General features: G+C 39.4%; 23 protein-coding genes and 2 other annotated features. Of the genes, 2 read left to right on the top strand and 21 right to left on the bottom strand.

The annotated features are described in order from the left end of the window. Nucleotides 1-2: 2 nt before the first annotated feature. The 4 genes from KI363_RS01150 to rplU form a co-directional block, all read right to left on the bottom strand. Nucleotides 3-554, bottom strand: a complete 552-nt coding sequence (locus KI363_RS01150; RefSeq protein ID WP_212964996.1) for a Spo0B C-terminal domain-containing protein — start codon at nucleotides 552-554, stop codon at nucleotides 3-5. A 184-nt stretch (nucleotides 555-738) separates the two neighbouring features. After that, nucleotides 739-1,020 carry a 50S ribosomal protein L27 gene (rpmA, locus tag KI363_RS01155; RefSeq protein ID WP_158322108.1) on the bottom strand — a complete coding sequence of 94 codons (282 nt, stop codon included), beginning with the start codon at nucleotides 1,018-1,020 and terminating at the stop codon, nucleotides 739-741. A gap of 46 nt (nucleotides 1,021-1,066) precedes the next feature. Continuing rightward, entirely contained in the window at nucleotides 1,067-1,396 is a 330-nt protein-coding gene (locus KI363_RS01160; protein ID WP_158322107.1) for a ribosomal-processing cysteine protease Prp, read from the bottom strand. 14 nt (nucleotides 1,397-1,410) lie between these two features. After that, nucleotides 1,411-1,719, bottom strand: a complete 309-nt coding sequence (gene rplU / locus KI363_RS01165; protein ID WP_057986865.1) for a 50S ribosomal protein L21 — start codon at nucleotides 1,717-1,719, stop codon at nucleotides 1,411-1,413. 14 nt (nucleotides 1,720-1,733) lie between these two features. Then, nucleotides 1,734-1,830 (bottom strand) — a sequence feature (ribosomal protein L21 leader region). A gap of 239 nt (nucleotides 1,831-2,069) precedes the next feature. On the opposite strand from rplU, the gene KI363_RS01170 reads away from it, so the two are divergent. Further along, on the top strand, nucleotides 2,070-3,332 hold the full coding sequence (locus KI363_RS01170) for a transposase (protein ID WP_212964998.1): 1,263 nt from the start codon (nucleotides 2,070-2,072) through the stop codon (nucleotides 3,330-3,332). A gap of 200 nt (nucleotides 3,333-3,532) precedes the next feature. Here the strand turns inward: KI363_RS01170 and KI363_RS01175 are convergent, their stop codons facing one another. The 14 genes from KI363_RS01175 to hpaB all read right to left on the bottom strand — a co-directional run bounded on the left by KI363_RS01175 (nucleotide 3,533) and on the right by hpaB (nucleotide 19,492). Then, a complete protein-coding gene (locus KI363_RS01175; protein ID WP_158322106.1) occupies nucleotides 3,533-4,399 on the bottom strand; it encodes a M50 family metallopeptidase in 867 nt (288 codons plus the stop codon). After that, nucleotides 4,392-5,147: a M23 family metallopeptidase gene (locus KI363_RS01180; RefSeq protein WP_158322105.1), complete on the bottom strand. Its 756-nt coding sequence runs from the start codon at nucleotides 5,145-5,147 to the stop codon at nucleotides 4,392-4,394. Before KI363_RS01180 ends, KI363_RS01175 begins: the two co-directional genes overlap by 8 nt. A 203-nt stretch (nucleotides 5,148-5,350) precedes the next feature. Then, a complete protein-coding gene (minD, locus tag KI363_RS01185; protein ID WP_212965000.1) occupies nucleotides 5,351-6,160 on the bottom strand; it encodes a septum site-determining protein MinD in 810 nt (269 codons plus the stop codon). Nucleotide 6,161: 1 nt separating this feature from the next. Then, entirely contained in the window at nucleotides 6,162-6,842 is a 681-nt protein-coding gene (gene minC / locus KI363_RS01190) for a septum site-determining protein MinC (RefSeq protein ID WP_212965063.1), read from the bottom strand. 158 nt (nucleotides 6,843-7,000) lie between these two features. Continuing rightward, nucleotides 7,001-7,519: a rod shape-determining protein MreD gene (mreD, locus tag KI363_RS01195; protein WP_191967452.1), complete on the bottom strand. Its 519-nt coding sequence runs from the start codon at nucleotides 7,517-7,519 to the stop codon at nucleotides 7,001-7,003. Continuing rightward, nucleotides 7,519-8,385, bottom strand: coding sequence for a rod shape-determining protein MreC (gene mreC / locus KI363_RS01200; protein ID WP_212965002.1), 867 nt, complete (start codon nucleotides 8,383-8,385; stop codon nucleotides 7,519-7,521). The genes mreD and mreC overlap by 1 nt, the downstream gene beginning before the upstream one ends. A gap of 179 nt (nucleotides 8,386-8,564) precedes the next feature. After that, nucleotides 8,565-9,584 carry a rod shape-determining protein gene (locus tag KI363_RS01205; RefSeq protein WP_158322101.1) on the bottom strand — a complete coding sequence of 340 codons (1,020 nt, stop codon included), beginning with the start codon at nucleotides 9,582-9,584 and terminating at the stop codon, nucleotides 8,565-8,567. Between the two features lie 157 nt (nucleotides 9,585-9,741). Next, nucleotides 9,742-10,413 (bottom strand): RadC family protein, encoded by a 672-nt coding sequence (radC, locus tag KI363_RS01210; RefSeq protein ID WP_158322127.1) that lies wholly within the window; start codon nucleotides 10,411-10,413, stop codon nucleotides 9,742-9,744. Nucleotides 10,414-10,448: 35 nt separating this feature from the next. After that, nucleotides 10,449-11,033 (bottom strand): Maf family protein, encoded by a 585-nt coding sequence (locus KI363_RS01215; protein ID WP_212965004.1) that lies wholly within the window; start codon nucleotides 11,031-11,033, stop codon nucleotides 10,449-10,451. Between the two features lie 156 nt (nucleotides 11,034-11,189). Continuing rightward, entirely contained in the window at nucleotides 11,190-12,215 is a 1,026-nt protein-coding gene (locus tag KI363_RS01220; RefSeq protein WP_212965006.1) for an SPOR domain-containing protein, read from the bottom strand. Between the two features lie 125 nt (nucleotides 12,216-12,340). Continuing rightward, nucleotides 12,341-13,084 carry a prepilin peptidase gene (locus KI363_RS01225; protein ID WP_158322098.1) on the bottom strand — a complete coding sequence of 248 codons (744 nt, stop codon included), beginning with the start codon at nucleotides 13,082-13,084 and terminating at the stop codon, nucleotides 12,341-12,343. A gap of 12 nt (nucleotides 13,085-13,096) precedes the next feature. After that, nucleotides 13,097-14,446, bottom strand: a complete 1,350-nt coding sequence (locus KI363_RS01230; RefSeq protein WP_212965008.1) for a bifunctional folylpolyglutamate synthase/dihydrofolate synthase — start codon at nucleotides 14,444-14,446, stop codon at nucleotides 13,097-13,099. A 389-nt stretch (nucleotides 14,447-14,835) separates the two neighbouring features. Further along, nucleotides 14,836-17,475 (bottom strand): valine--tRNA ligase, encoded by a 2,640-nt coding sequence (locus KI363_RS01235; RefSeq protein ID WP_212965013.1) that lies wholly within the window; start codon nucleotides 17,473-17,475, stop codon nucleotides 14,836-14,838. 223 nt (nucleotides 17,476-17,698) lie between these two features. Beyond that, nucleotides 17,699-17,928 (bottom strand) — a binding site (T-box leader). A 118-nt stretch (nucleotides 17,929-18,046) separates the two neighbouring features. Beyond that, on the bottom strand, nucleotides 18,047-19,492 hold the full coding sequence (hpaB, locus tag KI363_RS01240) for a 4-hydroxyphenylacetate 3-monooxygenase, oxygenase component (RefSeq protein WP_212965014.1): 1,446 nt from the start codon (nucleotides 19,490-19,492) through the stop codon (nucleotides 18,047-18,049). 166 nt (nucleotides 19,493-19,658) lie between these two features. Here hpaB and KI363_RS01245 point away from each other — a divergent pair, with 166 nt between their 5' ends. Continuing rightward, a complete protein-coding gene (locus tag KI363_RS01245; protein WP_158322094.1) occupies nucleotides 19,659-19,850 on the top strand; it encodes a YszA family small membrane protein in 192 nt (63 codons plus the stop codon). A 16-nt stretch (nucleotides 19,851-19,866) separates the two neighbouring features. On the opposite strand, the gene ysxE is transcribed toward KI363_RS01245, so the two are convergent. The 3 genes from ysxE to hemL all read right to left on the bottom strand — a co-directional run bounded on the left by ysxE (nucleotide 19,867) and on the right by hemL (nucleotide 24,011). Further along, on the bottom strand, nucleotides 19,867-20,901 hold the full coding sequence (gene ysxE / locus KI363_RS01250; protein WP_158322093.1) for a spore coat protein YsxE: 1,035 nt from the start codon (nucleotides 20,899-20,901) through the stop codon (nucleotides 19,867-19,869). 334 nt (nucleotides 20,902-21,235) lie between these two features. Continuing rightward, nucleotides 21,236-22,612 carry a LysM peptidoglycan-binding domain-containing protein gene (locus KI363_RS01255; RefSeq protein WP_191967450.1) on the bottom strand — a complete coding sequence of 459 codons (1,377 nt, stop codon included), beginning with the start codon at nucleotides 22,610-22,612 and terminating at the stop codon, nucleotides 21,236-21,238. 109 nt (nucleotides 22,613-22,721) lie between these two features. Next, nucleotides 22,722-24,011 carry a glutamate-1-semialdehyde 2,1-aminomutase gene (hemL, locus tag KI363_RS01260; protein ID WP_158322091.1) on the bottom strand — a complete coding sequence of 430 codons (1,290 nt, stop codon included), beginning with the start codon at nucleotides 24,009-24,011 and terminating at the stop codon, nucleotides 22,722-22,724. Nucleotides 24,012-24,015: the final 4 nt, after the last annotated feature.

Below are 24,015 nucleotides of genomic sequence, written 5' to 3' on the forward strand. Positions count from 1 at the left end.
GATCACTCCATTCCATCAAAAATAACTTCACAAATAAAATTCGTCTCACTTACTTCTTCAAGGTTAATATGAATCTGTTCATCTTCATAATTTAATACCCATTGCTCGAAACTACGCAAATCTTTTAGCTTTCCATCAAAATCAAAATGCAAGGAAAGACTTTTTTCTAAAGGTTTAATCGAAACATATAATCGATTGCCATATAATGGGTGAAGGGCGTCGGAAATAGTTTGAAAAAAGCTTTTCATCCAACTTGTTAATTTTAAATCATTTATGAAATGGACTGGAAGATCATTGATGAATTCATATTCTATTTGAAATGCATGACCTTCCCCGCCCCAATTATGGAGTAGCAAAAGTGTCGCAAATTCTGGCAAACCTAATTTCGTCAATTTCGTTTCCTGTTGAGATTCGAGAACGATTTCTTCGATTACTCGTTCGGCTTGATCCACTTTCCCCAAAGCTAGATAGCCTTTAATTAATTGAATTCGATTCAGCCAATCATGGCGAGCGTGTTGCAATAAAGTAAGTGTTTCTTCTTTATCAATCATCATTATATCCTTTCCAACATTCTTCAATCGTTTCTATAGTATATCAAAAAGAAGCGAGGTCTGCAGGACGCTGGGCGCTGGAGCTGGACGATTTAAATCTACATTAACCTTATCCATAGGTACTATTTTATAATTTTCCTAACAATAAAAAAAGCCCTAGCCATATTTGGTTAGAGCTTTTTCTGTCTTATGCTACTGGGTATACGCTGACTTTTTTCTTGTTGCGACCAACACGTTCAAAGCGAACCACACCATCTGTTTTTGCAAATAATGTATCGTCACTTCCACGGCCAACATTTTCCCCTGGATGAATTTTCGTTCCACGTTGACGGTATAAAATCGATCCACCTGTTACGAATTGACCATCTGCTCGTTTCGCACCCAATCGTTTTGCTTCTGAGTCACGACCGTTTTTAGTAGAACCTACCCCTTTTTTCGAAGCGAAAAATTGAAGATCCAATCTTAGCATTTGATTCACCTCCATTTTAGAAAAGCGCAAGTTTTTAACTGTTCTTTTAAATAAATTTGATCTTTACAAATTCAGGATATTCTCTTTCAATCGTTTGTAAGGAAACAATCATTCCTTCTAATAATAACTGAACCTGCTTTTTCACTTCCTCTTCCATAGGATAAGGAAGTTGACACTCTAGAAAACCGTCTTCTTCCATCGTGATATCTGGTTCAATTGGAGTCAGGGCTATGACTGCATTTAAGCTGCCAAATGCGACAGCTGAAACTCCTGCACAAACAATATCTTCGCCTTTATCAGCGAATTGAGCGTGCCCTTGCATTGTAAATCCACTAATGTCGCCATTAACTGTACGGCTAACTTGAATACGAATCATAGGATCATCATCACTTATGCATTGATCTTTTCAATGACAAGTTTTGTGTAAGGCTGACGATGTCCTTGTTTTTTATGATAATTTTTCTTTGGCTTATATTTGAAAACCACAATTTTCTTTTGACGGCCTTGTTTTTCAACTTTAGCTGTAACCGTAGCTCCCTCTACAAATGGGCTTCCTACCTTTACATCTTCGCCACCAACAAAAAGAACTTTGTCAAAAGTAAAGGAATCACCTTCAGTAGCATCTACCTTTTCAACGTAGATAACTTGTCCTTCTTCTACCTTTACTTGTTTTCCACCAGTTTCAATAATTGCGTACATAAATCGCACCTCCTTATTAGACTAAGACTCGCCATTTGCAGGTGTTCTATCAACTTCTTTTCAAAAAAATAGAAACTTTCATTTACCTGTTATGTGCGGTTGTAGCACGGGTGCTACAAACTAACAAAAAAATTTTATCATATACGCGGTTTACTGTCAATAGGTGTTCGTTTGAGTTTCCGCAAAAAATCAAGAGGTGACTGAGTAGGACCAATTCAAGAGGTGACTTTTCAATAAAAACACGGAAAGGTGGCGAAAATCGGGGTGAAAACAGCGAAAAGGCCTCAGTTGTTTGGTATAATTTTAACACCAACTAAAACGCTACTAAACAATTTTAAGGAGGCCTTTCCATGTTCCAATCTACCACAGATGTATACCGAGTAAAACGTAAATCAGTTCAATTCGCGAAAAGTATCGTATCAAAAGCGGGTCAAGTGGAATCCAAGTTCGTGATCCAGTCCATCTACGGCATTTTAAAATCCGGTAGTATCATCCTCAAAGACATTGCCGTCGCTTTAAATGAGCCCGTCCAGGTTAAAAATACCATTGAACGATTAAGCCGGAATTTAGGGCGTTCCCTGTCCCCGTCTATCCTTTCTCGTTACACACAAAAAGTGGTGAAGGCGTTAGGAAAAGAGCCGCTCATTTTGGTGGATGATTCGGATGTCATTAAACCACATGGGCGGGCATTCGAAGCACTGGGGAAAGTCAGGGATGGCTCCAGCAAAGACCACAAAATCGAAAAAGGATACCACGTCACAGAAATCGTCGGGTTGAGTGCCAATCAAAAACAGCCCATCAGTCTGTTTTCTCGCATCCATTCCTCTTGGGAGAAAAGCTACAAGTCCACCAATGAAGTTCTATTTCAGGGATTGAACTTTGTGATCAGTCACCTTAAAAGGAACGCAACCTTTGTCTTTGACCGAGGGTACGACATGAATGCCCTATTTGACTTTATGCATCAAAAAAAGCAGCAGTATATCGTCCGATTAACCGAGAATCGCAAGATCTTTTGGAAAGGAAAATGGTTTAAATCCACAGTGCTGCGCGATTCACGGAAAGGAAAGATCAAAACGACGCTCACCTTCAAGGAAAACGGGAAAGTCAAAAAGGAAACCATTTACGTAAGCCACCTCAATGTGAAGATCACAGCGGGGAAGCGTTCCATTCGTCTTGTGCTTGTATATGGGTTAGGCGAAAAACCTATGATGTTGGCCACCAACAAGGTCATCAGGGGTAAAAAGGATGCCATTCAAATTGTGCGGGCCTATATGTCTAGATGGCGGATTGAGGAATATTTCCGATTCAAAAAACAGCACTTTGGATTCGAAGACTTTAGAGTGAGAAGTTTAACGTCTATGAATAACCTGAATCAACTTCTGACCTATGCCATGGGCATGCTTGGGCTCTTGGCAGATGAATCCGAACATAGCGGGCTTTTCCAACGGCTTATTCATAATTCTCGTGCGCTTCGCAAAGATATCCGATTTTATTACTACCAGTTAGCTGAAGGCATATCAGCAACGCTGTCCCACGCCAGAACGGGAATCAAAGACTGGATTCCTATACGAAACACAGGACCTCGGCAGTTAACGTTGAAACTTGTCTGTTGAATGGAAAAAGTGAAAAGTGAATCGTTTAAAAAAGAGCCTGCCCAAGGCTCTAGTTCAGTGATCGCAAAAATCCCTTTTTAAACGATCACACGGCTTAAAAACGGAGCGACTACATTACATCTTGTTTTTCAGCCTGCGTCTCTGCATTTTGCGGAAACTCAAAGTGTTCGATCATTGGAGATTACAGATAAGAAAAGTCTTTAGCTTGCATAAACGAGATCCATTAAACGAGCTCTTACCTTTTTCTCGGAAAAGTAGGCATAAAGAAGCTCATTCTCATCCAATTGAAAGCCGCCCTCTGTATTTCCATCAATATCAATTAAATGTTTATACCCACGTTTGAATTTACTTAATATATCAAAAACATAATCCTCGCTGTCCGCCTGTATCGTTTGTAATCGCAAAATGCTTTGTTGTTCTCCAAAATGGCGTTCTAACAGGAATCTCATTAACATATATTTTTGCTGCTTCCATTCCGTCCACAAACAAACATCTAAATAAATTAAAATAGCCCAAATATTTATATTAAAGGGATCTATCAAAAGAACAAGTACATGAAAAATCAGCAAAATAACAAATGAAATGATAACAGACATACGAACGGATTCGAGATAAGATTTATAAGTAGATAGATATAGATGCACCAATTTCCCGCCATCCAGTGGGCGAATTGGCAAAAGATTGAAAATCATAATCATCCAATTATATTGAGCGATTTGCTGAGCATAATCTGCTGATATCAGCCCGCCCATATGCAGAACTGGAATGATCACAGCTATCCATAAATGTTGAAGGGGCCCTCCCACAATCACACAAAAATCTTCTAACATGCTTCGATTTCCATGTTCATCTACATCGCAAAAACCCCCAAAAGGGAGGAGCATAACTCTTTTTATTTTCCAATTAAAAAATTGGGCGACTAAGGCATGACCCATTTCATGAATAAAGACGATCGAAAAAAGGGCGAGTAACTCCCAAAAGTATCCTGTGATTACACTTAGCCCAGATATAATCCACAATAATGGATGGATTCTGATTTTTGTAAAAAGGCGCCCGTATTTATTCAAATTTCATCACCTGAATGGGATCGATAAAAGTATCATGTTGTTTAATGGCAAAATAAAACTCACCAGTTTCTCCATCTTCACCTGAAGAAACAGTGCCAATCAGTTGCCCTGCCTTCACTTTTTCTAGCGGTTTGACGGAGATATGATCCAATTTCCCATACCACGTTTCTGAATAATCAGGATGTTGAATGATAATGGTATTGCCTGTTCCCTCCTTCTTACCAGCAAACGTGACCGTTCCTGATGACATTGCCTCCACTTTAGCTTCTCTTCCCGTCTCCATAATAATCCCTTGGTGCTCGTCAGAAAAAGGCTCCAATATTTTCCCTGTTACAGGCATAGCAAAGTTTTCCTTCGGATCCTCCCGTTGGAAATCTGATTGCGCAGGAAAAAGAGCAAGTGGTTGCCCAAATTTTTCTTCATACCAATCTGCCACTACCGCGAATTGAAATTCGCGTTCAAATGTTTTTTTTATCCCAGCCCTTGCCCCTTCCATCTTTGGCGAGGGTGATTGAAAAATAATTGCAAGAAGAAGGACGAGAATGGCTGAAATAAATATTTTCATAAAAAAGACTTCCTTTTTAAAAAGTGGATGCACTGATTCGTTAGGGTCTGATTCAAAAACTGAGTTTTCTCCACCATCTTGTTGAAAAAATGTCTCTTCTAATTTCCGGTCACGAGTAATGCCATATTGCTTCCTTCTTTTATTTAGTTCTCTGCGAACCTGCTCAATTCTATGACGATCCATTCTCCTCCATCCCCTTTAGCTATTTTTACTACCATATGACTTGTCCTGAAAAAATATGCGAAGAGTATGGGGATGTACAGAATACAAAAGTGCGTGATTGTTTGCTGAAACAACAGGTAAAGGCGTGACGAAAATCGCCACGCCTTTTTGCCCTACATCCTATGGGCTTCCGCACCAAAAGATGTGAAGCTTCGTTGATCGTATTAGGATGAGCTACTACTAAATAACTTCTTCAATTTCACAAAGAAACCTGATTTTTCACCATCAAGAGATTGTAATGGGACAGATTCCCCTAAAATTCGTCTTGCTATATTCCTATATGCAATGGAGGCCTTACTATTAGGATTAAGCGCAATCGGTTCTCCTTGATTCGATGATTTAATTACTTCAGTATCATCTTGAACGATCCCCAGTAGATCAATCGATAAATGCTGTGCAATCTCATCAACATCCAAGACATCTCCATCTTTCATCATTTGACTACGGATTCGATTAATAATTAATTTTGGTGGTTCTAACGTTTCTTCCTTTTCCAAAAGGCCAATAATCCGATCCGCATCGCGTACAGCCGAAATTTCTGGCGTGGTCACAACAATCGCGCGGTCCGCGCCAGCAACCGCATTTTTATACCCTTGCTCAATTCCCGCTGGACAATCAATTAAAATATAATCATAATCTTGTTTCAAATTGGATATGAGCTGTTTCATTTGTTCTGGAGATACAGCCGTTTTATCGCTTGTTTGAGCTGCGGGTAATAGAAATAAGCGATCATCAAATCTTTTATCTTTTACAAGCGCCTGATGTGGTTTACATTTTTCTTCCACCACATCAACAAGATCGTAAATGATGCGACTTTCTAGGCCTAATACAACATCAAGATTTCTTAAACCTATATCCGTATCAATCAAGCAAACTTTTTTCCCCTGCAGGGCAAGGGCTGTCCCAAGATTTGCGGAGGTAGTTGTCTTCCCAACCCCTCCTTTACCTGATGTAATCACAATCGCCTCACCCATTTTAACGTCCCCCTTTGAATCTTGTAATATTCGGTCTAATATGTTTTAAATTTTGCAATCTATCAATCATAATTTGTTGTGAATCATCTATGTAGGCACATTCCATTTGGTGGTGTCCATCCTGATCATGATCATCAGGGGGACGTGTGATACAATCAGAAATACGCAATTGCGATGGCGTCATAAAAGAAGCGACAATGACGGCTTCCTTATTTCCTTCGAAACCAGCATGGGCAATTCCTTTAAGAGCGCCCATGATAAAGATATTACCACCGGCTCGCACGGTTCCACCAGGGTTCACATCACCTACAAGTAATAAATCACCTGGTACCTCCAATACCTGTCCTGATCTGACAATCGTGGTAACAGAAGTGATAAGTTGTTCATCTACGATTCGCTGTGATTCTTCCTTTGTTAAAACATTGCTCACGATCTCTTCAACTTCGAGGTTTTTCTGATAGCGTATTCTCTCTTTCAGTTCCTCTCGTTGCTCTTCTGTTAGAAGTCGATTACCAGCAAGAATGCGTACAGAGATTAGGGGACTATCATTCTCTCGCCCCTGTAAATCCGCTAATTTCTCATCTAACTCTCTCAATAATGATTCATAAGAACAAGTATCATTTAATTGTAATGAAAGGCCGTTTTTCGTTCCTTTTATCATAACATTTTGTCTGTTTTTCATATATGGCGGGCAAAGGAGACGTTCAATCGTTGACTGTGCCCTATTATCTCCTTTCAACAACTAACTCCATCGGTTCGTTTTACTATATCTTAACGCAAAGAACCAAAATCGTCATCTCTTGCTCATTCGACAAATCTTGAAAAAGTCCTCCAAGAAATTTATTCATGCATTTCAATCCTTTTACGTTGGGACAAAACTTTTTTGAATGGGAAATAAATAATCAAGAAAAAGATCTGATTTACAATCAGTGTAGGCCATAATCTTCGGTTTAGAAATTCTTGAATATCCATACTACGTTGGAGTACGAATACATTCATTCCATACACAACAAATTCAACCATTCCGACACATAAAAGTGAAATAAAAAAGGTAGTAAAAACATTGGCTTGAATAACCCTAGCCATCTTAGACGCCAAATAGACAGTGATTGGGAGTAGAAATAGATAGACTCCGATAATTTCCGTATAATAAATATCAAATAATAGGCCGAAAATGGCCGCATAAATCAATGTGCGATTTCGTAGATAAAATAACCCCATGACAATCAAGAGGACTAATAAAAAATGAGGAACCAAAAGAATATCCATCTTAAATGTTCCTGGAGGGGTGAACTCGACAAAAACACTTTCACAATAAAAACATAAAGTTAAAAGAAGAGGAAGAATTACACGTTTCATCATTCTTCCCCCTTATCTAAATTGGTTTGCTTCCCCATCGTCCGTGCAACAACCATGACATGTTCAAAATCATAAAAATGCGCGGATGGTTCAATATAAGCAATTTGGGTTAGCCCAAAACGATCCATTTCTACCGATTTTACTTTTCCAATATCCAGTGTTTTCGGGAAAACTCCACCAAGCCCAGAGGTAACCACATTTTGTCCTTCTTTTATTTTCTTATCAACTGGGATATCCTTCATTAATAATAGCTTTTTGTCGGCATCATACCCATTGATTAACCCGTAGATCTTGTCTTTTCCTTGTATTAGCGCGGATACTCTATTTTGGGTGTTTTCTGATGTTAATAATTCAACTGTCGCTGTCATTGGTGAGACACTAACGACTTTTCCAACTAACCCTTTCGAAGTGATCACAGCCATCTCCGTATCCACACCACTATTTTTTCCCTTGTTAAGGATAAATTTTTCGTCCCATCTTTCGGGGTTTCGACTAATAACTGTTGCTTGAATGGTTTCATATTCACGCAGATCTTCTGTTTTCTTAAGAACACTTCTTAATTCCTTATTGTCTTTTTTCAAATCGGCAATTTCCTTCTCTAACTTTGCCAAACCTTCTAATCGTGACTTCAATTTTTTATTTTCGGTATATGTATTTTTTAAATCTTCTACATTCTCAAAAAAATTAGCAATACCGTGAGCTGGTCTAGAAACGATTGATTGACCAAAGCCGACCACATCTTTAAAAAATTGCTCAGGTTTTGAAATATTATCCTTATCCCTTAGGGAAAAGCCAATAAGTGAAACTAAGACAATGAGGCTAATTAATAATATGATTAGACGTTTATTTAGAAAAAAATGGGGCATTCCATACACCTCTAACTTTCAAAGCGGAAATAACTTAGCAATAATAAGACCCTTCGTTCCAGTGAATATATTGATCGAACGACACCGTGTGGTTAAGGATGAAGCTAACGCCGTTCTGAGCCCGTTTCCTCTAGGCCTAAAAGTAGAAGCGCCAGTAGCAAGAACCGGCGCATCTTTCCTTATCTAGAATCCTTAGCTTTATTCTTAAATAAGTCGATGTGGTCTAAGGCTTTTCCTGTTCCAATTGCGACACAATCAAGTGGCTCATCAGCAATTAATACAGGCATTTCCGTTTCTTTACTCATCACCTTATCTAGGTTATGTAATAAAGCTCCCCCACCTGTTAAGACAATTCCGCGATCCATAATATCTGCAGCTAATTCTGGCGGCGTTTTTTCTAATGTATTCTTCACCGCATCCACAATCGCTGTCACAGTGTCACTAAGTGCCCCAGAAATTTCTTCAGCTGAAATTTCGATTGTCTTTGGTAAACCCGTAAGTAAATCACGACCTCGAATCTCCATTGGTGCGAGTCCTTCTACTTCCCCTGCTGAGCCAATTTCTACCTTGATCGCTTCTGCTGTCCGATCACCGATTAATAAATTATATTTCTTTCGAATGTAGGCGATAATCGATTCATCGAAATTATCACCGGCAGTACGGATCGACATACTTGTAACAATTCCACCAAGGGAGATAACAGCTACTTCCGTTGTTCCACCACCTATATCTACAACCATACTACCTGTAGGCTCCCACACTGGCAAATCGGCACCGATTGCCGCTGCAAAAGGCTCTTCGATTGGATAAGCATCACGTGCTCCAGCCTCTCTTGTTGCATCAAGAACTGCTCTTTGCTCTACAGCCGTAATACCTGATGGCACACACACCATGACATACGGCTTTCCACCCATTCCTTTACCTTTAATTGCTTGTTTAATATAATATTTCATCATCGATGCAGTGGTTTCATAATCGGCTATAACACCATCTTTCATTGGACGTAAAGCAATAATGTTCCCAGGTGTTCGACCAATCATATTTCGCGCATCATTTCCCACTGCCACAATCTTTTTCGTATCTGTTTGTAATGCAACAACAGATGGTTCTCGTAATACAATTCCCTTGCCTTTTGCAAAAACTAGGGTATTAGCTGTTCCTAAATCAATCCCTAGATCTTTCGTACCTAATCCAAACATTGTATGTATCTCCCTTTCTCATGCCATATGTCTCGTACAATTCATTTGGCAAAATTCACGATTTTTCGTATTTTATACAGACTTGGTCCCCTTAATACTACATGATTATTCAAAATGCCAGTATTATTATATCTTAACCTTTTTCAAAATAACAGTCTCACATATACCCTTTTTCTTTCATACTGACATATTTTTTATCTCCGATTATTAAATGATCTAAAATTTCAATCCCTAGCATTTTCCCACACTCCGCTAAACGCCGGGTTACCTCAATGTCTTCACGTGAGGGTGATGGATCTCCTGAGGGATGATTATGGAGGCAAATGATCGAGGCTGCTGCTCGTCTGAATGCTTCTTTAAACACCTCCCTAGGGTGTACGATCGACGCATTCAGACTCCCAATAAAAATAGTTTGCCGGTGGATTACTTGATTTTTCGTATTCAAATATAATGCTACGAAATGTTCCTGAGTAAGAAAACGCATGTCATTCATGACATAATTAGCACCATCCTCAGGACTCCTGATTACATAACGATCATCATAAGTTAAATTGCTAATTCTGCGTCCTAGTTCAATCGCAGCAACTAGTTGAACGGCCTTGGCTTGTCCAATCCCCTTGATACTCGTCAGTTCTTCAAAAGCTGCCTCCTTTAACCACATAAGTCCATCGAATTTCGTTAAAAGACGATTGGCCAATTGAAGAACAGATTCCGACTTTGTACCTGTTCTTAAAAGAATGGCAACTATTTCTTGAGTGGATAAGCTTTCTGGTCCTGTTTTAATCAAACGCTCACGTGGGCGGTCATCGACAGGAAAATCTTTAATCATTAACGCCTTATTAGTGTCCAATATGCTCCTCCTTATTATATAGATGTTTCTGTATAAGGAACAAGTCTCTTTTCTATTAAAAGACGAAATAATCGGGAGATCGGTAGACCCACGACGGAATAATAATCCCCATGAATAGATTTGACGAATAAGGAACCTACCCCCTGAATGCCATAAGCTCCTGCCTTATCAAAGGGTTCACCACTGTCCAAATATTTTTCAATTTCTTGATCTGTTAATGGCCAAAAATCAACAGCTGTTTTTTCATAAAAACATTCTGCATGTTGTTTGTTAATCAACGTAACACCTGTATAAACAAAGTGCCTCTTCCCTGAAAGACTGCATAACATTTGTTTCGCTTCTTTTCGACTATTTGGTTTACCAAGAATCTTCTCATCGGAGACAACAATCGTATCTGCAGCAATAATCGTAGAAGAAGGAAATTGTTGAGCGGCTACATTTGCTTTTCGGGAAGATAACAGCATGACAATCTCTTCAGGTGGTAAATTTTGATTAACAGATTCATCGACATTAGGTGAAAAAGTTGTAAATGGAATGTTTAGTTTTTGAAGAAGTTCTTTTCTGCGGGGTGATGTTGAAGCTAAGATGAGGTTCTTCATGTGGTTGTCCTACCTTTCTCAAGAATGGGAGATACATGCTTTTATCGTACCAATAAATTGGGAAAGAAGCAAGCGGGGAGACAAACCTAATGATATAAAAATAAAACTTCAATCCGCGGAGGCTTACTGTTATGATGAGATCAATTAAGCAGCCACTCATGAAGATTGGCTGCTTAGTTGGTAGTATATCGTCATATAATCTAGTAAAGCTTGTTGGACCTTTAGAATTTCATCTTGATTTCCCGAAGATTTTTCGAGACTTTTTACAGCAGTCTGCAATTTCTCGTGCAAATTCACCGCTTCCTTATTTTGGTAAGTTGCATCCTTTTGGGAGTCTATTAGTTGCAAACCAGCTTGTAAAACTTTCTCATTTACATTACCTCCCATTTCTACTTTCACCGCCTCTGCAGCAATCGAGTTATAGTAATTTATTTCTTTTAAGATTTGTTCAGCCTGTTCTTTGGATGCTAGCTGGATCGATCCTTCCCCTATCGACAATTCTTTCGCCCAAACATCTGCTAAACCGCTCTCTTTCACATTTTTCTCCCACGATTTCGCTTCTTGAAGATCTCCTGCCACTCCTATAAATAAACTATATTTCCCATCCATTTCTAAAATCGTTGTGGCATAATTTTGATTGTCCAATTCCTTCGCTGCAGATTCAGCGTTTTCATTTGAAGAATAAACACCTGCCTGTAAAACGGGTACCGACATTGCCGGTAATTTTGCTTTATAGCTCGCATTAGCTTTTTCCTTTTCTTCTCCTGGCTTATCTGCTGCAGCAACTGGATTCCGCGCTGTTGTGGTGGCTTGTATATCTTCCTTTTTCATAATCTCCAAGACAAAAGTCCCAAGCAATATCCCTACCGTTATAGCTAGTACAAAAGATACGACTAATTTTTTAATTCCCCATTTAAACGGACCGTTGCCGACTCTATGAAAATATGGGCGTTTTTTCGATTCGGTATGATGATTAATTTTAAATTCAGGAATTTCTGTTTCCTCTTCATCTGGTAGAATCCATTCGAACTCTTCTTCTAGCATTTCTTCTGATGAGGCTGCGGATGTTTCCTCTGACGCTGCTTGCCAATCATGAACAACCGTTTTTTCCTCAAAAGGGCGTTCTTTTCCATTTAATTTGATTTTAATTGTTGATCTTTGGCTATTTTCTTTCTTTGTCACTCTCATTACCTCCCGCCCAGTTATTTCCCTCATGCTATCATACAAGCAAAAAAAAAAGACGAAACTTTTGTCGTCTAGAGAAAAAAGGTTTTCGTCAATTTTTTTAATAGATTGATTGAATAGCCTTAATGTAATAAAGATTGATACCAGGTTAAAATAGGCTGATGGTAAAAATAAGTAATAAGGGTCCCGATCGCAATAAACGGGCCAAATGGGATTGGCTTTTTCCTTTCAAAAAATCCGCATGCCATTCCAATTATTCCAATCATAGCGCCTAGAATATTAGCAAAAAAGAAGGAAATCAGCATGAGCTTTGTTCCAAGTGCAAAACCTATCACTGTAAATAGCTTAATATCACCTCCTCCCATCCCACCTTTTGATAGAATCGCAATAAGTAATAATAGAATAAGCGCAACGGCCGCGCCAAGTATCGAATCCCACCACGGCTTTAGGGGCTGAATCAGCCGTTCTGCGATAAATAGAATGGCAAAAAAGAAGAGGATTTTATCGGGAATGAGCATGAATTTTATATCGGTAATAAAAATAATGACAAATAATGTAATCAAGGTCCAAGCAATCACTAATTCGAATGTCCATCCGATTCTTGAGAAAGCATAGACAAATAAAAAAGCTGTTGCTAATTCCATAAGGGGGTAAAAGGGGGAAATCGGCTGTTTACAGTGCTTGCACTTCCCCCTTTGGAACACAAAAGACAGTACAGGAATCAATTCTAAGAGCGTTAGCGTTTTTCCACATCCAGGACATGCAGATTGAGGCTTTACGAGCGATTGTTTGGCAGGAACTCTTAATCCCACAACATTCAAAAATGATCCCAATACAAGAGCATAAACAAAAATAATGATTTTCATTTTTCCCCGCCTTTATTTCTCTTTTGGAAGATTGATGGACGAACCAGTCTGCTTTCTTAACTGAATCATCTCTTTCAAAAAGGGTTTTATTTCTGAGATAAAATATAAGGATCCTGTAATCGCCAAGATATCTGTCTCCTTCGCCGATAAAACAAGCTTTCGGATCATGTTTTTCCAATCTTTATCACAGTAAGCTTCTGTATTACCTGATTTCGCTTGTAATTCCTCTACAGGTGCCGCTCTTGGAAAATCAAACTCAGTTAAATAAAGTTCCACATTCATCGAGTTTATGACCGTAAACATATCTGTTAAGTCTTTATCTATTAAAGCCGTAAAAACCATCTTTATTTTTTCTCTTAGAAAATGGGTCTCGACTGCTGACTTGAAGGCTTGCAATCCTTGCACATTATGAGCCCCATCAATAAAGATCACCGGACGATCATTTAAGCGTTCTAGCCTTCCCGGCCAAAAGGCTTTTAGTAGCCCATTCCGGATTGCCTCTCCTTGTAAAGCAAGATGTCCTATGAATTGTAGATAGGTTAATACAGCCAAAGCTGCTGCTGCATTTTCTGTCTGGTGACGACCTAATAAAGAGATATGTAAGTGATCGTATGAAGCCCATTTCGATTGATAGCTAAATTGTTCTCCATTTTCAAGAGGATGATATTCCTTTATAAGAAATTCCTTGCCCAATTGATAAAATGGCGCTTTTTGCTGTATAGCTTCTTTTTTTAGTACGGATAAGGCACCCTCATGTTGTGCCGTTGTAAAAATAGGAATGCCCTGTTTTATAATACCGGCCTTTTGGTAAGCAATTTCTTCGATCGTATTTCCCAAAATTTGCATATGGTCCATGCCGACATTTGTAATGATGGAGGCAATCGGGCGAATGACATTGGTGGAATCATATCTCCCGCCCAAACCCACTTCAAATAAAGCAAAATCTACATTCCGAATTTCACTAAAATAATAAAATGCCATCGTCGTGATGACCTCAAATTCTGTCGCTGGCCCCAATTCAGTTTGCTCTAATTCCTCCGCAATTGGCTTTACAATATTAACTAATGCAATAATTTCCTCATCATGGATAGGTTTTCCATTGATACTAATTCGTTCATTAAATTGTTCAATATATGGTGAGGTAAAAGTACCGACCTGAAATCCTGCTTCATTTAGGATTGAACGCAAATAGGTCACAGTGGAGCCTTTTCCATTTGTTCCACCCACGTGAATGACGCGAAGATTTCGCTCAGGGTTTTCTAAACGAGCTAGCATCCATTCCATTCGCTTCAGCCCTGGCTTAATTCCTAGGCGAAGTCGGGAATGGATCCAACTAAGCGCTTCTTTATATGTATGTACCATCCTCACACCTTCTGTTCTGTATAAAGCGGGATTGTTCTACTTACGATGGTCGAAACAACCCCGCTTATTTATTTACTTACCAAAATTTATAAAATATTAACCCATGGATAAAGCCTAATTTTGAGTTTCATCATCCAGCTCCAGCGACTAGCAAATTTACGCCTTCTTCCTACGATAAGTCAACATCGGCTCCTTCGTCGCCGTGTTTCCTTTATCTCAGGCCAACAGGACGTTGGTCACAAAGGCGTTGCGACGTACAAGGATGTACTAGTGCAGACGAAGCGACAGGACGTCGCGATTGAGTCTGCCGCCAGGACGGCGCGTATTTAGCCTTTGAACCTTATGCTCCAAATTTGTACGTCGCTGAACAGGCGCTTGCGCTTTTGTTTTTACATTGCTTTTAGTTCAGCGATTCTTTTTTCTACCGTTTGTTTTTTCTCTAGGTAATCTTTTTCTTTTGCTCTTTCTTCGTTGACAACCGCTTCTGGGGCTTTCGCTACAAATCTTTCATTCGCCAGCTTTTTCTGGACTCTTTCTACCTCTTTATTCCATTTTTCCCATTCTTTTTGCAAACGGGCAAGTTCTTCTTCGATATTAATGAGATCCGCAAGCGGTAAAAATAACTCTACTCCTGTTACTACAGCAGACATCGCTTTTTCCGGCATCTCTATAGTTGTGCCCATTTCTAGATTTTGTGGATTACAAAACTTTTCAATGTACTTTTTATTTGTTTCTAATGCTGTTAGAACTTTTTCGTCTTTTGCTTTTAACAGAAGTTTGATTTGTTTGCTCATGGGTGTGTTTACTTCCGCTCGAATATTACGTACTGACCGAATAATGTCCATAAGTAATTTCATTTCACTTGCTGCTTCTTGATCCGTATAACGCTCATCGACTTTAGGCCATTCACTAATCGTAATCGACTTGCCACTGTGAGGGAGATGTTGCCATATTTCCTCTGTAATAAATGGCATAATTGGATGAAGAAGTCTTAGCGTCTGATCTAATACATGGGCAAGAACGGAGCGAGTCATTCTTTTCGCTGCTTCATCTTCACCATATAGAGGTAGTTTTGCCATCTCAATATACCAGTCACAGAAATCATCCCAAATGAAGTTGTATAAGGCTCTGCCAACTTCCCCAAACTCATACTTTTCAGCTAGTTTCGTGACAGCTTCAATGGTGTCATTTAACCGCGTCAAGATCCATTTATCCGCTACGGACTGCTCGCCACTTAGATCAATTTCTTCATAAGTCATCCCATCCATATTCATCAAGGCGAACCTGGAGGCATTCCAAATTTTATTGGCAAAATTCCAGATCGATTCAATTTTCTCCATACTGAAACGTAAATCTTGACCTGGTGAGCTGCCTGTTGCCAAGAAATAGCGGAGGGTATCTGCACCATACTTGTCAATGACATCCATCGGATCGATCCCATTTCCAAGTGATTTACTCATTTTGCGGCCATCTTCAGCTCGAATTAATCCATGAATCAAAACATCTTTAAAAGGTCTTTGGTCTGTGAATTTCTTCGCTTGGAAAATCATGCGCGACACCCAGAAGGAAATAATATCGTACCCTGTTACTAAACAATCAGTAGGATAATAATGTTTGAAGTCTTCCGCTTCTGTATCAGGCCAGCCCATTGTGGAAAAAGGCCAGAGAGCAGAACTAAACCAAGTATCCAACACATCTTGTTCTTGTTCCCAGTTTTCTTCATCTGCTGGTGCCTCATGACCTACATAAATTTCGCCTGTTTCTTTATGATACCAGGCAGGTATTCTATGTCCCCACCATAACTGTCGAGAAATGCACCAATCATGGATATTCTCCATCCAATGCATATAAGTTTTTTCAAAACGCTCAGGGACAAAATGAACTTTCTCTTCACTTTGTTGAAGTTCGATTGCTTTTTCAGCAAGTGGACGCATTTTGACGAACCATTGGGTGGATAAATATGGTTCTACAACTGCGCCACTACGTTCTGAATGACCAACAGAATGAAGGTGCTCTTCAATCTCAAATAGGACTCCAGCTTCTTGTAAATCTTTTACAATTTGTTTACGGCATTCAAAGCGATCCATGCCTTGATATTTGACAGCATTCTCATTCATTGTGCCATCTTCATTCATAACAAGCACGCGCTCTAAATTGTGGCGATTTCCTACTTCAAAGTCATTCGGGTCATGAGCCGGCGTAATTTTGACAGCCCCTGATCCAAACTCCATATCTACATAATGATCAGCTACAATCGGGATTTCTCGCCCTACAATCGGAAGCTTGACGGTCTTCCCTATTAAATGTTGATAACGTTCATCACTTGGATGAACCGCAACGGCTGTATCTCCCAGCATTGTTTCAGGTCTCGTTGTGGCAATCTCAATAGACCCTGAACCATCCGCAAGTGGGTAGTCCATATGGTAAAAAGCCCCTTGTACCTCTTTATGAATGACTTCAATATCAGATAAAGCTGTTTTCGTTGCCGGGTCCCAATTGATAATGTATTCCCCACGATAGATCAGGCCTTCTTTATATAACGTGACGAAGACTTCGCGGACCGCTTCAGAGAGCCCTTCATCTAATGTGAATCGCTCTTTCGAATAATCGAGGCCAAGTCCTAGTTTGGCCCATTGTTTACGGATAAAGTTGGCATATTCTTCTTTCCATTTCCATGTTTCCTCTAAGAATTTCTCCCTGCCAAGATCATAGCGACTCTTTCCTTCTTCACGAAGCTTTTCCTCTACTTTTGCTTGTGTCGCAATTCCAGCATGGTCCATTCCAGGTAACCATAGAACATCATATCCTTGCATTCTCTTCATTCGTGTTAAAATATCTTGTAAAGTTGTATCCCAAGCATGCCCCAAATGGAGTTTTCCCGTAACATTTGGAGGGGGAATGACGATCGTGTATGGCTTTTTATTCTCATCATTTTGCGATTCAAAAAATTTCCCTTTTAACCACCAATCATACCGCCCCTGTTCAATTTTCTGTGGCTCATATTTTGTCGACATTGTGATATTCTCCATAAAAATCCTCCTTGTAAGAAAAGCGTAAGCGCCCGTTTAGCGACGTACAAACTTTTTAGGGGCCTGAGATAAAGGAAACACGATGAACCCAAAGGGTGAATCGATGTTGACTTACGCAAGCAGGCACCGAAAGTTTGCTAGTCGCTGGGCGCTGAAGCTGGCCCTAACATTATCCAAAATTTAGACTTTCTTATCCTTTTAAAAAAACAAAAAGCCCCTTCGTCAAAAGGACGAAGGAGCTAACTCGCGGTACCACCTTTTTACACGACCCCATATGAATATGAGAATCGGCACTTCAACTAGATAACGACTATAGTCGACTTTCACTACTCTTCCTTTCATGAAAGCTGCTCAAGGGTGACTTCTCTTAGGGTCACTTAGAAAATCTCCCACCAGCGATTTTCCTCTCTGAAAGCAACGATCCAAGATACTCTTCCCTGTCCAAGCATTTAATTGAGTATTAAGTTTAATTTACTCTATAGTAGCGAATAAAGGGGGATGATGTCAATCATTTTTCACATTCATTCACATTTTAGGCTATTTCTAAGAAATTTATCCCTCAAAAAAATTTTTAAACATCCTCTTTAAGAAATTCTTCAACTCTGTTCGTATATTCTTTTTTAGGATACCCATTATAAAGGCCCATAGCCAATCGGACAGGATCTCCAAAAAAGAATCGTTCATAATGTGTTTGTCTTGTTCCAAATGCACTCATGCATAAATCCCAGACTAGTCGAAATAACATGACACGATCCTCAGCAGCTGAATTGGAGCCTTGCAAATAAGTATCAATATACTTACGAATAGGGGATTCAAAGCTTTTTTCAGTTGGGAGTAAGATAAGACCACTTCCACCTAATAATTGCAGGATTTCAACCAAACGGGGATAAACTCTAGGGTAATAATGAATAGCGGCATGTAATGGTTTTGCATCTGGAATCATCGTCCCCCATTCATCCAGTTCCGCATTCATTCTTGAGGACAAATGAAGTCCCTTCATAATTTCAAGTGCTGCAATAATTTCAGTTACTTTATCTTGTATATGTTGGTATTCACTTATATTAATCGCTTTAATGATCGATTCCGCGAGCCCTAAAATAAATTCTGTTTTCACAATCATTCTTATAACGGATTGGAAAAGTAGCATTGTATTAAAATTTACCCCTGAATAAAATCGATGCACAATATTTAAATCTTTATATAAAAACACTTTTTCCCAAGGAACCAAAACATGATCAAACACGACAATCGAATCCATCTCTTCAAATCGTGATCCAAGCGGAGAATTAAAAGAGGAGTCTTCATCGTTCACAAATGATCCTCGGCAGATGAACTTTAAACCTTTTGCATTTGAAGGGACCGTAAACCCATAAATATAGGCTTCTTCAATGAAGTTACCCCCAGCTGGTAAAACCAAAATTTCATCCGTTATCCCTCCTTGCGTTGCCAACAATCTAGCTCCCTGAATGATAATACCTTCGCGGTTCTCGCCAATTACCTTTGCCGCAATATTTTCTTCTGATCCCTCTAAATAGCTAATCGACCGGTTCACTTGAGGATTGATAAATGTATGTGTAAAAGTAAGATCATGTTCCATCGCATATTCGTAATTTTGGAGAATATGATCACCAAATTTTTTGTCCTTTGCAGAAAACAGGTTGTGGGAAGTTGCCAATATCATCAATCCTGTATTTAGATAATCGGGAGATCGGCCTAATAATCCGAAATTTGCACGCGCCCATAACTCTGTTGCTTTTTTACGAAATAGTAAATCATCCTTCGTTTTGGGTTGATGATAAGAAAAACTTACCCTTTTTTCTGTTTTAGGGGAAATGAACGTAAGGACATCTCTTAACGCAGGATCGTTTTGCATATCAAATAACTGGGCTTTACTTCTCATGACTCCTCGAAAGGCAGGGTGCTCTGAAACTTTTCCAACCATTTTCTGGCCATCCACCCAGATTTCACTTTTTAAATGATCGATTCTGTTGATAAAATCTTTTCCAGAAATCGTCATACCATCGCCCCTTCTTGATCAATTAGGAATAATTTATGCTATGTGGACTGTGAGGATTACAAAAATTTAAAATGGAGAGAAAGATCGTTTGTAGGGATGGATATAGGCACGGAATAATACAACTTAACATAATTTAGGATAAATACGTACGACAGAAGGTGAAAAAATGAAAAGAAGATTTAATACGTATGCTTTTCAAAATTCAATGAGAAATTTTAAAGCGGTATGTCGGCAACTCGTTGTACCAATCTGTATTTTTCAAGGCATTCGAACGCTCATTTTCCCAACCATTCTAGATGTGTTTCTATTCATTATCTTGATTGCATTAGCATTTAGCTTACATTTTGAATGGATTTAAAATCCCCTTCCTTCATTTACTCGGAAGGGGCTTGAGTATCCTGGTCTTTCTTAAGCTGTTCTCTTTCTTCCAATTTCATAACCACATACTCTGTGTTTTTCATTCGCCAATACTGTCTCTGTAATTGTTGAACAAGCTTGATTTCATTGTTTTCCTTTTCACTTGCAAAGTACTGTTCAATGATGGAAAAAATGGAGCTTGGATAAGCTAAATAACTTAAAAATAATAGCATTTCATCATCAGTAAAGGGAAAATAGCGGAAATAAGCATCTAACCACTCGATCCCATGGTCGAATGCCTGAGGTCGTGTTTGGAATGCACGGTCCAAGAAAGGCAGTAAATCATGAATAGGTGAAGCAATTCCCGTTCTTTCAAAATTAGTAAAATAACCAATTCCATTTTGGTCATAAAGAAAATGTTCATTTGATAATTTCCCGTGAATAACGACACTTCTAGCTTTTGTTTCCTCAGATGTAGACTCATGCCACTCTTTTAGCTTATTAATGGCATAACGTTGCCCACCCGAAATTTCACTGTAAATGGTGCAGAATAACAATTGAAACGGCGACATATACGTTTGTCTTTCACTTTGCTCGATGAATTTTTCTAATACATCTTGTTCTATTTCCCACCGCGTAGCCATTCGTTCAAAATGCTCTTCTCGCTCTTCTGTGCTAACGGCGACCTCACGCACGGTTACCGTATGAAGGCGTGCCAATTCACGAAAGAGATCCAGATACTTTTGCACATGTGTTTCTCTTTCTTTATTGTCTAACCAGGGCATTAAGTAATAAAGAGAATTTCCTTGTAAAATAGCATAGCGGCCATCCAATGTTGGATAAATGGGCACAATCCGGTTATAACCTTGTTGATATAATTGTTGAATATAGTTTAAGAAATCTAAGCCTTGTTTGGCAACCATTCGTTTTAAAGCAAATTCTCCTTTATCTGTATATACTTTAAAAACCTTTCCCTGCTTTTCCGCAAATCTTAATTTTAATCCATACAACTCTACTAAGTCTTTTATTTTCTTTGAAGATTTATTATCCATATCATCACCCGTTCAGCTTGCATAAACTGAGGTAAAACTCTGCCATTTTAAATTATAGGTCCATGTTCAAAAAGGAGGATAAAAAGGACCCGTCGGCTAAACGCTGACGTCAATCGCTAACGCCGACACTAGCACATCCTGTGCGTCGAAAGTTCGAGGCGGCGCAGTTTCGAGCACAAGGAAAGCTTCCCCGAATCCGCATCGCACGCCGGAAAAGTGGTTTTCTTTTCCAAGGAGCGCAGAAACAAGCCAACGAAGAAATTCGCAGTGTCATTTTTACCGGACTTTTTGAACATCCTCTATAAGAAAAAGGGAGGACGACATATGTCATCCCCTACTTCCTTTTTAATGGATGAATTTTAGTAGGAATATACAATACCTGCCCCTCATATACTTCATCACTTTCACCTAACTGATTGGCTCTCAATAATTGTTGTGTAGTGACATTATACCGGTCTGCCAAGTTTTCAATGGAATCACCCTGCTGTACCAATCGAACTCTCATTTTACTAACGGATTCTTCCTCTTTTCTAGCAAAAAAATCAGCAAATGAAATCGATTGGTATTTATCTTTCTTTTTCTTCTTATCGTTCTTTTCTTCCTTGGATTCTATCAGGCTACTTGATTCGGCCTCATGGGATGAAGACTCGTGAAAATAAATAGACGATGATTCTGGATCCCTCGATTCTTCCTCCCGCACGCTACTCTCCTCTTTAATCGTATCCAGTGTTAGCTTTGGTGCTTGTTGAATCAAGGTAGAAGGGGACTTTTCCTCCTCCCTCCCCTGCTCTTCCTCTTGCTCTTCCTGTTGATCTTCAGTCGTTTCCAGTTCCGCTCTTGCATCTGTTTCAGTCAAGCCACTTGGCTCCAAACTTTCCAAGTCCTCTCCCTCTGCTTTCACTTCTATTACTTGCTTTGGATCAGTCGCTTCTTCTTTATTATCGATCAGATTTGGCAGATGATGTTGGAATGGTGAGAGCTCCTCCTCCTTCTCATCATTCTTTTCCTCGAGTTCAGGTAATATTCTTGCCTCTACCTCAAACGATTCATACAAGTCCTTTTCATTTTCTGAAGCAGAATTCAAACGATCTGCATCTGTTTGTGCTTGGAAGAATTCAATCGCGACTTCTTCCTTTTCTTCATTCTGATCACTTTCTTCCTCTGCAAAAGTTGTGTCCGGTTCCACCTGGTTCAACTCTTGTCTGTCTTGTTCCCCCGATAACGATTCAATTGATTCATTGGCTTCTTGTAATGAAGCACCATCTAGGATGACTTCTTCTTTATCCTCATATATGCCGTTAATATAAATATCTGCAAGTACTTGAAGTCTATTATTTTCTGGTAATGCATAATCGAATGAGTAGATCTCAATTTCCAACTCTCCGATATCGGCAATCCTTTTCTTGGGGATCGTGATATCAACAGGAAAGCGATGAGAAAATTCGCCAATTTTATCATTTCTGATTTCTACATTCTGTATATAATGCCTATTGCTCTCTGGAACTTCCGTCACCGTATCATTTCCAGGAGAATGATTATACTCTCCACTTAGTTCAAGGGTCCCTTTTAATACGACGAATTCCTCTTCATCCATTATGTTAATATTAGGATCCAATGAAATGGATAAGAGATCCTCAACTTCATGTCCTTTTTCAAACCACACTGTTTCCTCCAGTGGAAATTTAAGCGATGTTTGTTGGCGATCAGGCAAATTCATTCCTCCTTTCGTTCCAATGAAAAATATTTCTCCCTATACTCTATGACCCTCCCCAGGTTTTTATGAAAAAAGAAAAAGAATGGCATCATGCCATTCTTTTTCTTTAGCTTATTAAGTTTGCAAATGCCCGTTCAGCGGCTTGTATTGTTTTTTCAATATCCGCATCTGTATGGGCTGTAGAAAGAAAGATTCCTTCAAATTGAGATGGTGGCAAAAAGACACCTTGATTCGCCATTTCTTTATAATAGGCCGCAAATAATTGCAGATCGGACGTTTTCGCTTTTTCAAAATTATATACATCCTCATTCGTAAAGAAGAGACCAATCATCGAGCCAGCCCGATTAATCGTATGAGGGATATGATGTTTTTCTGCGGCTGCTTTTAATCCTTCTTCTAAAAGATCTCCTTTTCGGATAAACTCCTTATAGGAATCAGGTGTTAATTGAATGAGTGTTTCATACCCGGCAGTCATGGCAAGCGGATTTCCAGACAAAGTTCCGGCTTGATAAATCGGACCACTCGGAGCGACTTTTTCCATAATCTCCGCTTTCCCGCCAAAAGCTCCTACAGGAAGCCCTCCGCCGATTACCTTACCTAAACAAGTTAAATCAGGTAGAATACCGAAGTACCCTTGGGCACAGTTATAGCCCACTCGGAACCCAGTCATCACTTCATCAAATATGAGGAGAGATCCATATTCTGTTGTCAACTCGCGAAGCCCTTGTAAAAAGCCTGGTTTAGGTGGGACCACGCCCATATTGCCAGCCACAGGTTCCACAATGACACCTGCTATATCTTCTCCAAATTGTTCAAAAGCTGCTTTAGCTCCTTCAAGATCATTATAAGCGACCGTAATCGTATTTTTAGCGATTCCCTCAGGAACACCTGGACTATCAGGCAAGCCAAGAGTAGCTACCCCTGATCCGGCTTTAATTAACAGGGAATCACCATGACCATGATAACAACCTTCAAACTTCAATATTTTATTACGACCTGTATATCCCCGTGCTACTCGAAGGGCACTCATCGTCGCCTCTGTACCCGAGGAAACCATTCGAATCATTTCAATGGAAGGGACTCTTTCGATGACTAGCTCTGCCAATTTATTTTCCATGATGGTTGGTGCACCAAAGCTTGTACCATTTTCCGCTGTTTTTTTCAAAGCTTCTACAACTTGCTCATTCGTATGTCCAAGGATGAGTGGTCCCCATGAGAGCACATAATCAATATATTCATTGCCATCAATGTCATAAATATGAGATCCTTTTCCTCTTTCCATAAAAATTGGATCCATATCAACGGATTTAAATGCCCGTACCGGACTATTGACACCACCAGGCATTAAATGTACAGCTTTTTCATAAGCCTTCCGGGAATTTTCATAAGAACGCATGTCA

It is taken from the genome of Lederbergia ruris, assembly GCF_018332955.1.
Lineage (GTDB): Bacteria > Bacillota > Bacilli > Bacillales > Bacillaceae_C > Lederbergia > Lederbergia ruris.

Coding starts and splice junctions, on each gene's coding strand:
- KI363_RS01150 (WP_212964996.1), bottom strand. CDS start 554: ATGATGATTGATAAAGAAGAAACACTTACTTTATTGCAACACGCTCGC.
- rpmA (WP_158322108.1), bottom strand. CDS start 1,020: ATGCTAAGATTGGATCTTCAATTTTTCGCTTCGAAAAAAGGGGTAGGT.
- KI363_RS01160 (WP_158322107.1), bottom strand. CDS start 1,396: ATGATTCGTATTCAAGTTAGCCGTACAGTTAATGGCGACATTAGTGGA.
- rplU (WP_057986865.1), bottom strand. CDS start 1,719: ATGTACGCAATTATTGAAACTGGTGGAAAACAAGTAAAGGTAGAAGAA.
- KI363_RS01170 (WP_212964998.1), top strand. CDS start 2,070: ATGTTCCAATCTACCACAGATGTATACCGAGTAAAACGTAAATCAGTT.
- KI363_RS01180 (WP_158322105.1), bottom strand. CDS start 5,147: ATGGATCGTCATAGAATTGAGCAGGTTCGCAGAGAACTAAATAAAAGA.
- minD (WP_212965000.1), bottom strand. CDS start 6,160: ATGGGTGAGGCGATTGTGATTACATCAGGTAAAGGAGGGGTTGGGAAG.
- minC (WP_212965063.1), bottom strand. CDS start 6,842: ATGAAAAACAGACAAAATGTTATGATAAAAGGAACGAAAAACGGCCTT.
- mreD (WP_191967452.1), bottom strand. CDS start 7,519: ATGAAACGTGTAATTCTTCCTCTTCTTTTAACTTTATGTTTTTATTGT.
- mreC (WP_212965002.1), bottom strand. CDS start 8,385: ATGCCCCATTTTTTTCTAAATAAACGTCTAATCATATTATTAATTAGC.
- KI363_RS01205 (WP_158322101.1), bottom strand. CDS start 9,584: ATGTTTGGATTAGGTACGAAAGATCTAGGGATTGATTTAGGAACAGCT.
- radC (WP_158322127.1), bottom strand. CDS start 10,413: ATGATTAAAGATTTTCCTGTCGATGACCGCCCACGTGAGCGTTTGATT.
- KI363_RS01215 (WP_212965004.1), bottom strand. CDS start 11,033: ATGAAGAACCTCATCTTAGCTTCAACATCACCCCGCAGAAAAGAACTT.
- KI363_RS01225 (WP_158322098.1), bottom strand. CDS start 13,084: ATGAAAATCATTATTTTTGTTTATGCTCTTGTATTGGGATCATTTTTG.
- KI363_RS01230 (WP_212965008.1), bottom strand. CDS start 14,446: ATGGTACATACATATAAAGAAGCGCTTAGTTGGATCCATTCCCGACTT.
- KI363_RS01235 (WP_212965013.1), bottom strand. CDS start 17,475: ATGGAGAATATCACAATGTCGACAAAATATGAGCCACAGAAAATTGAA.
- hpaB (WP_212965014.1), bottom strand. CDS start 19,492: ATGACGATTTCTGGAAAAGATTTTATCAACAGAATCGATCATTTAAAA.
- KI363_RS01245 (WP_158322094.1), top strand. CDS start 19,659: ATGAAAAGAAGATTTAATACGTATGCTTTTCAAAATTCAATGAGAAAT.
- ysxE (WP_158322093.1), bottom strand. CDS start 20,901: ATGGATAATAAATCTTCAAAGAAAATAAAAGACTTAGTAGAGTTGTAT.
- hemL (WP_158322091.1), bottom strand. CDS start 24,011: ATGCGTTCTTATGAAAATTCCCGGAAGGCTTATGAAAAAGCTGTACAT.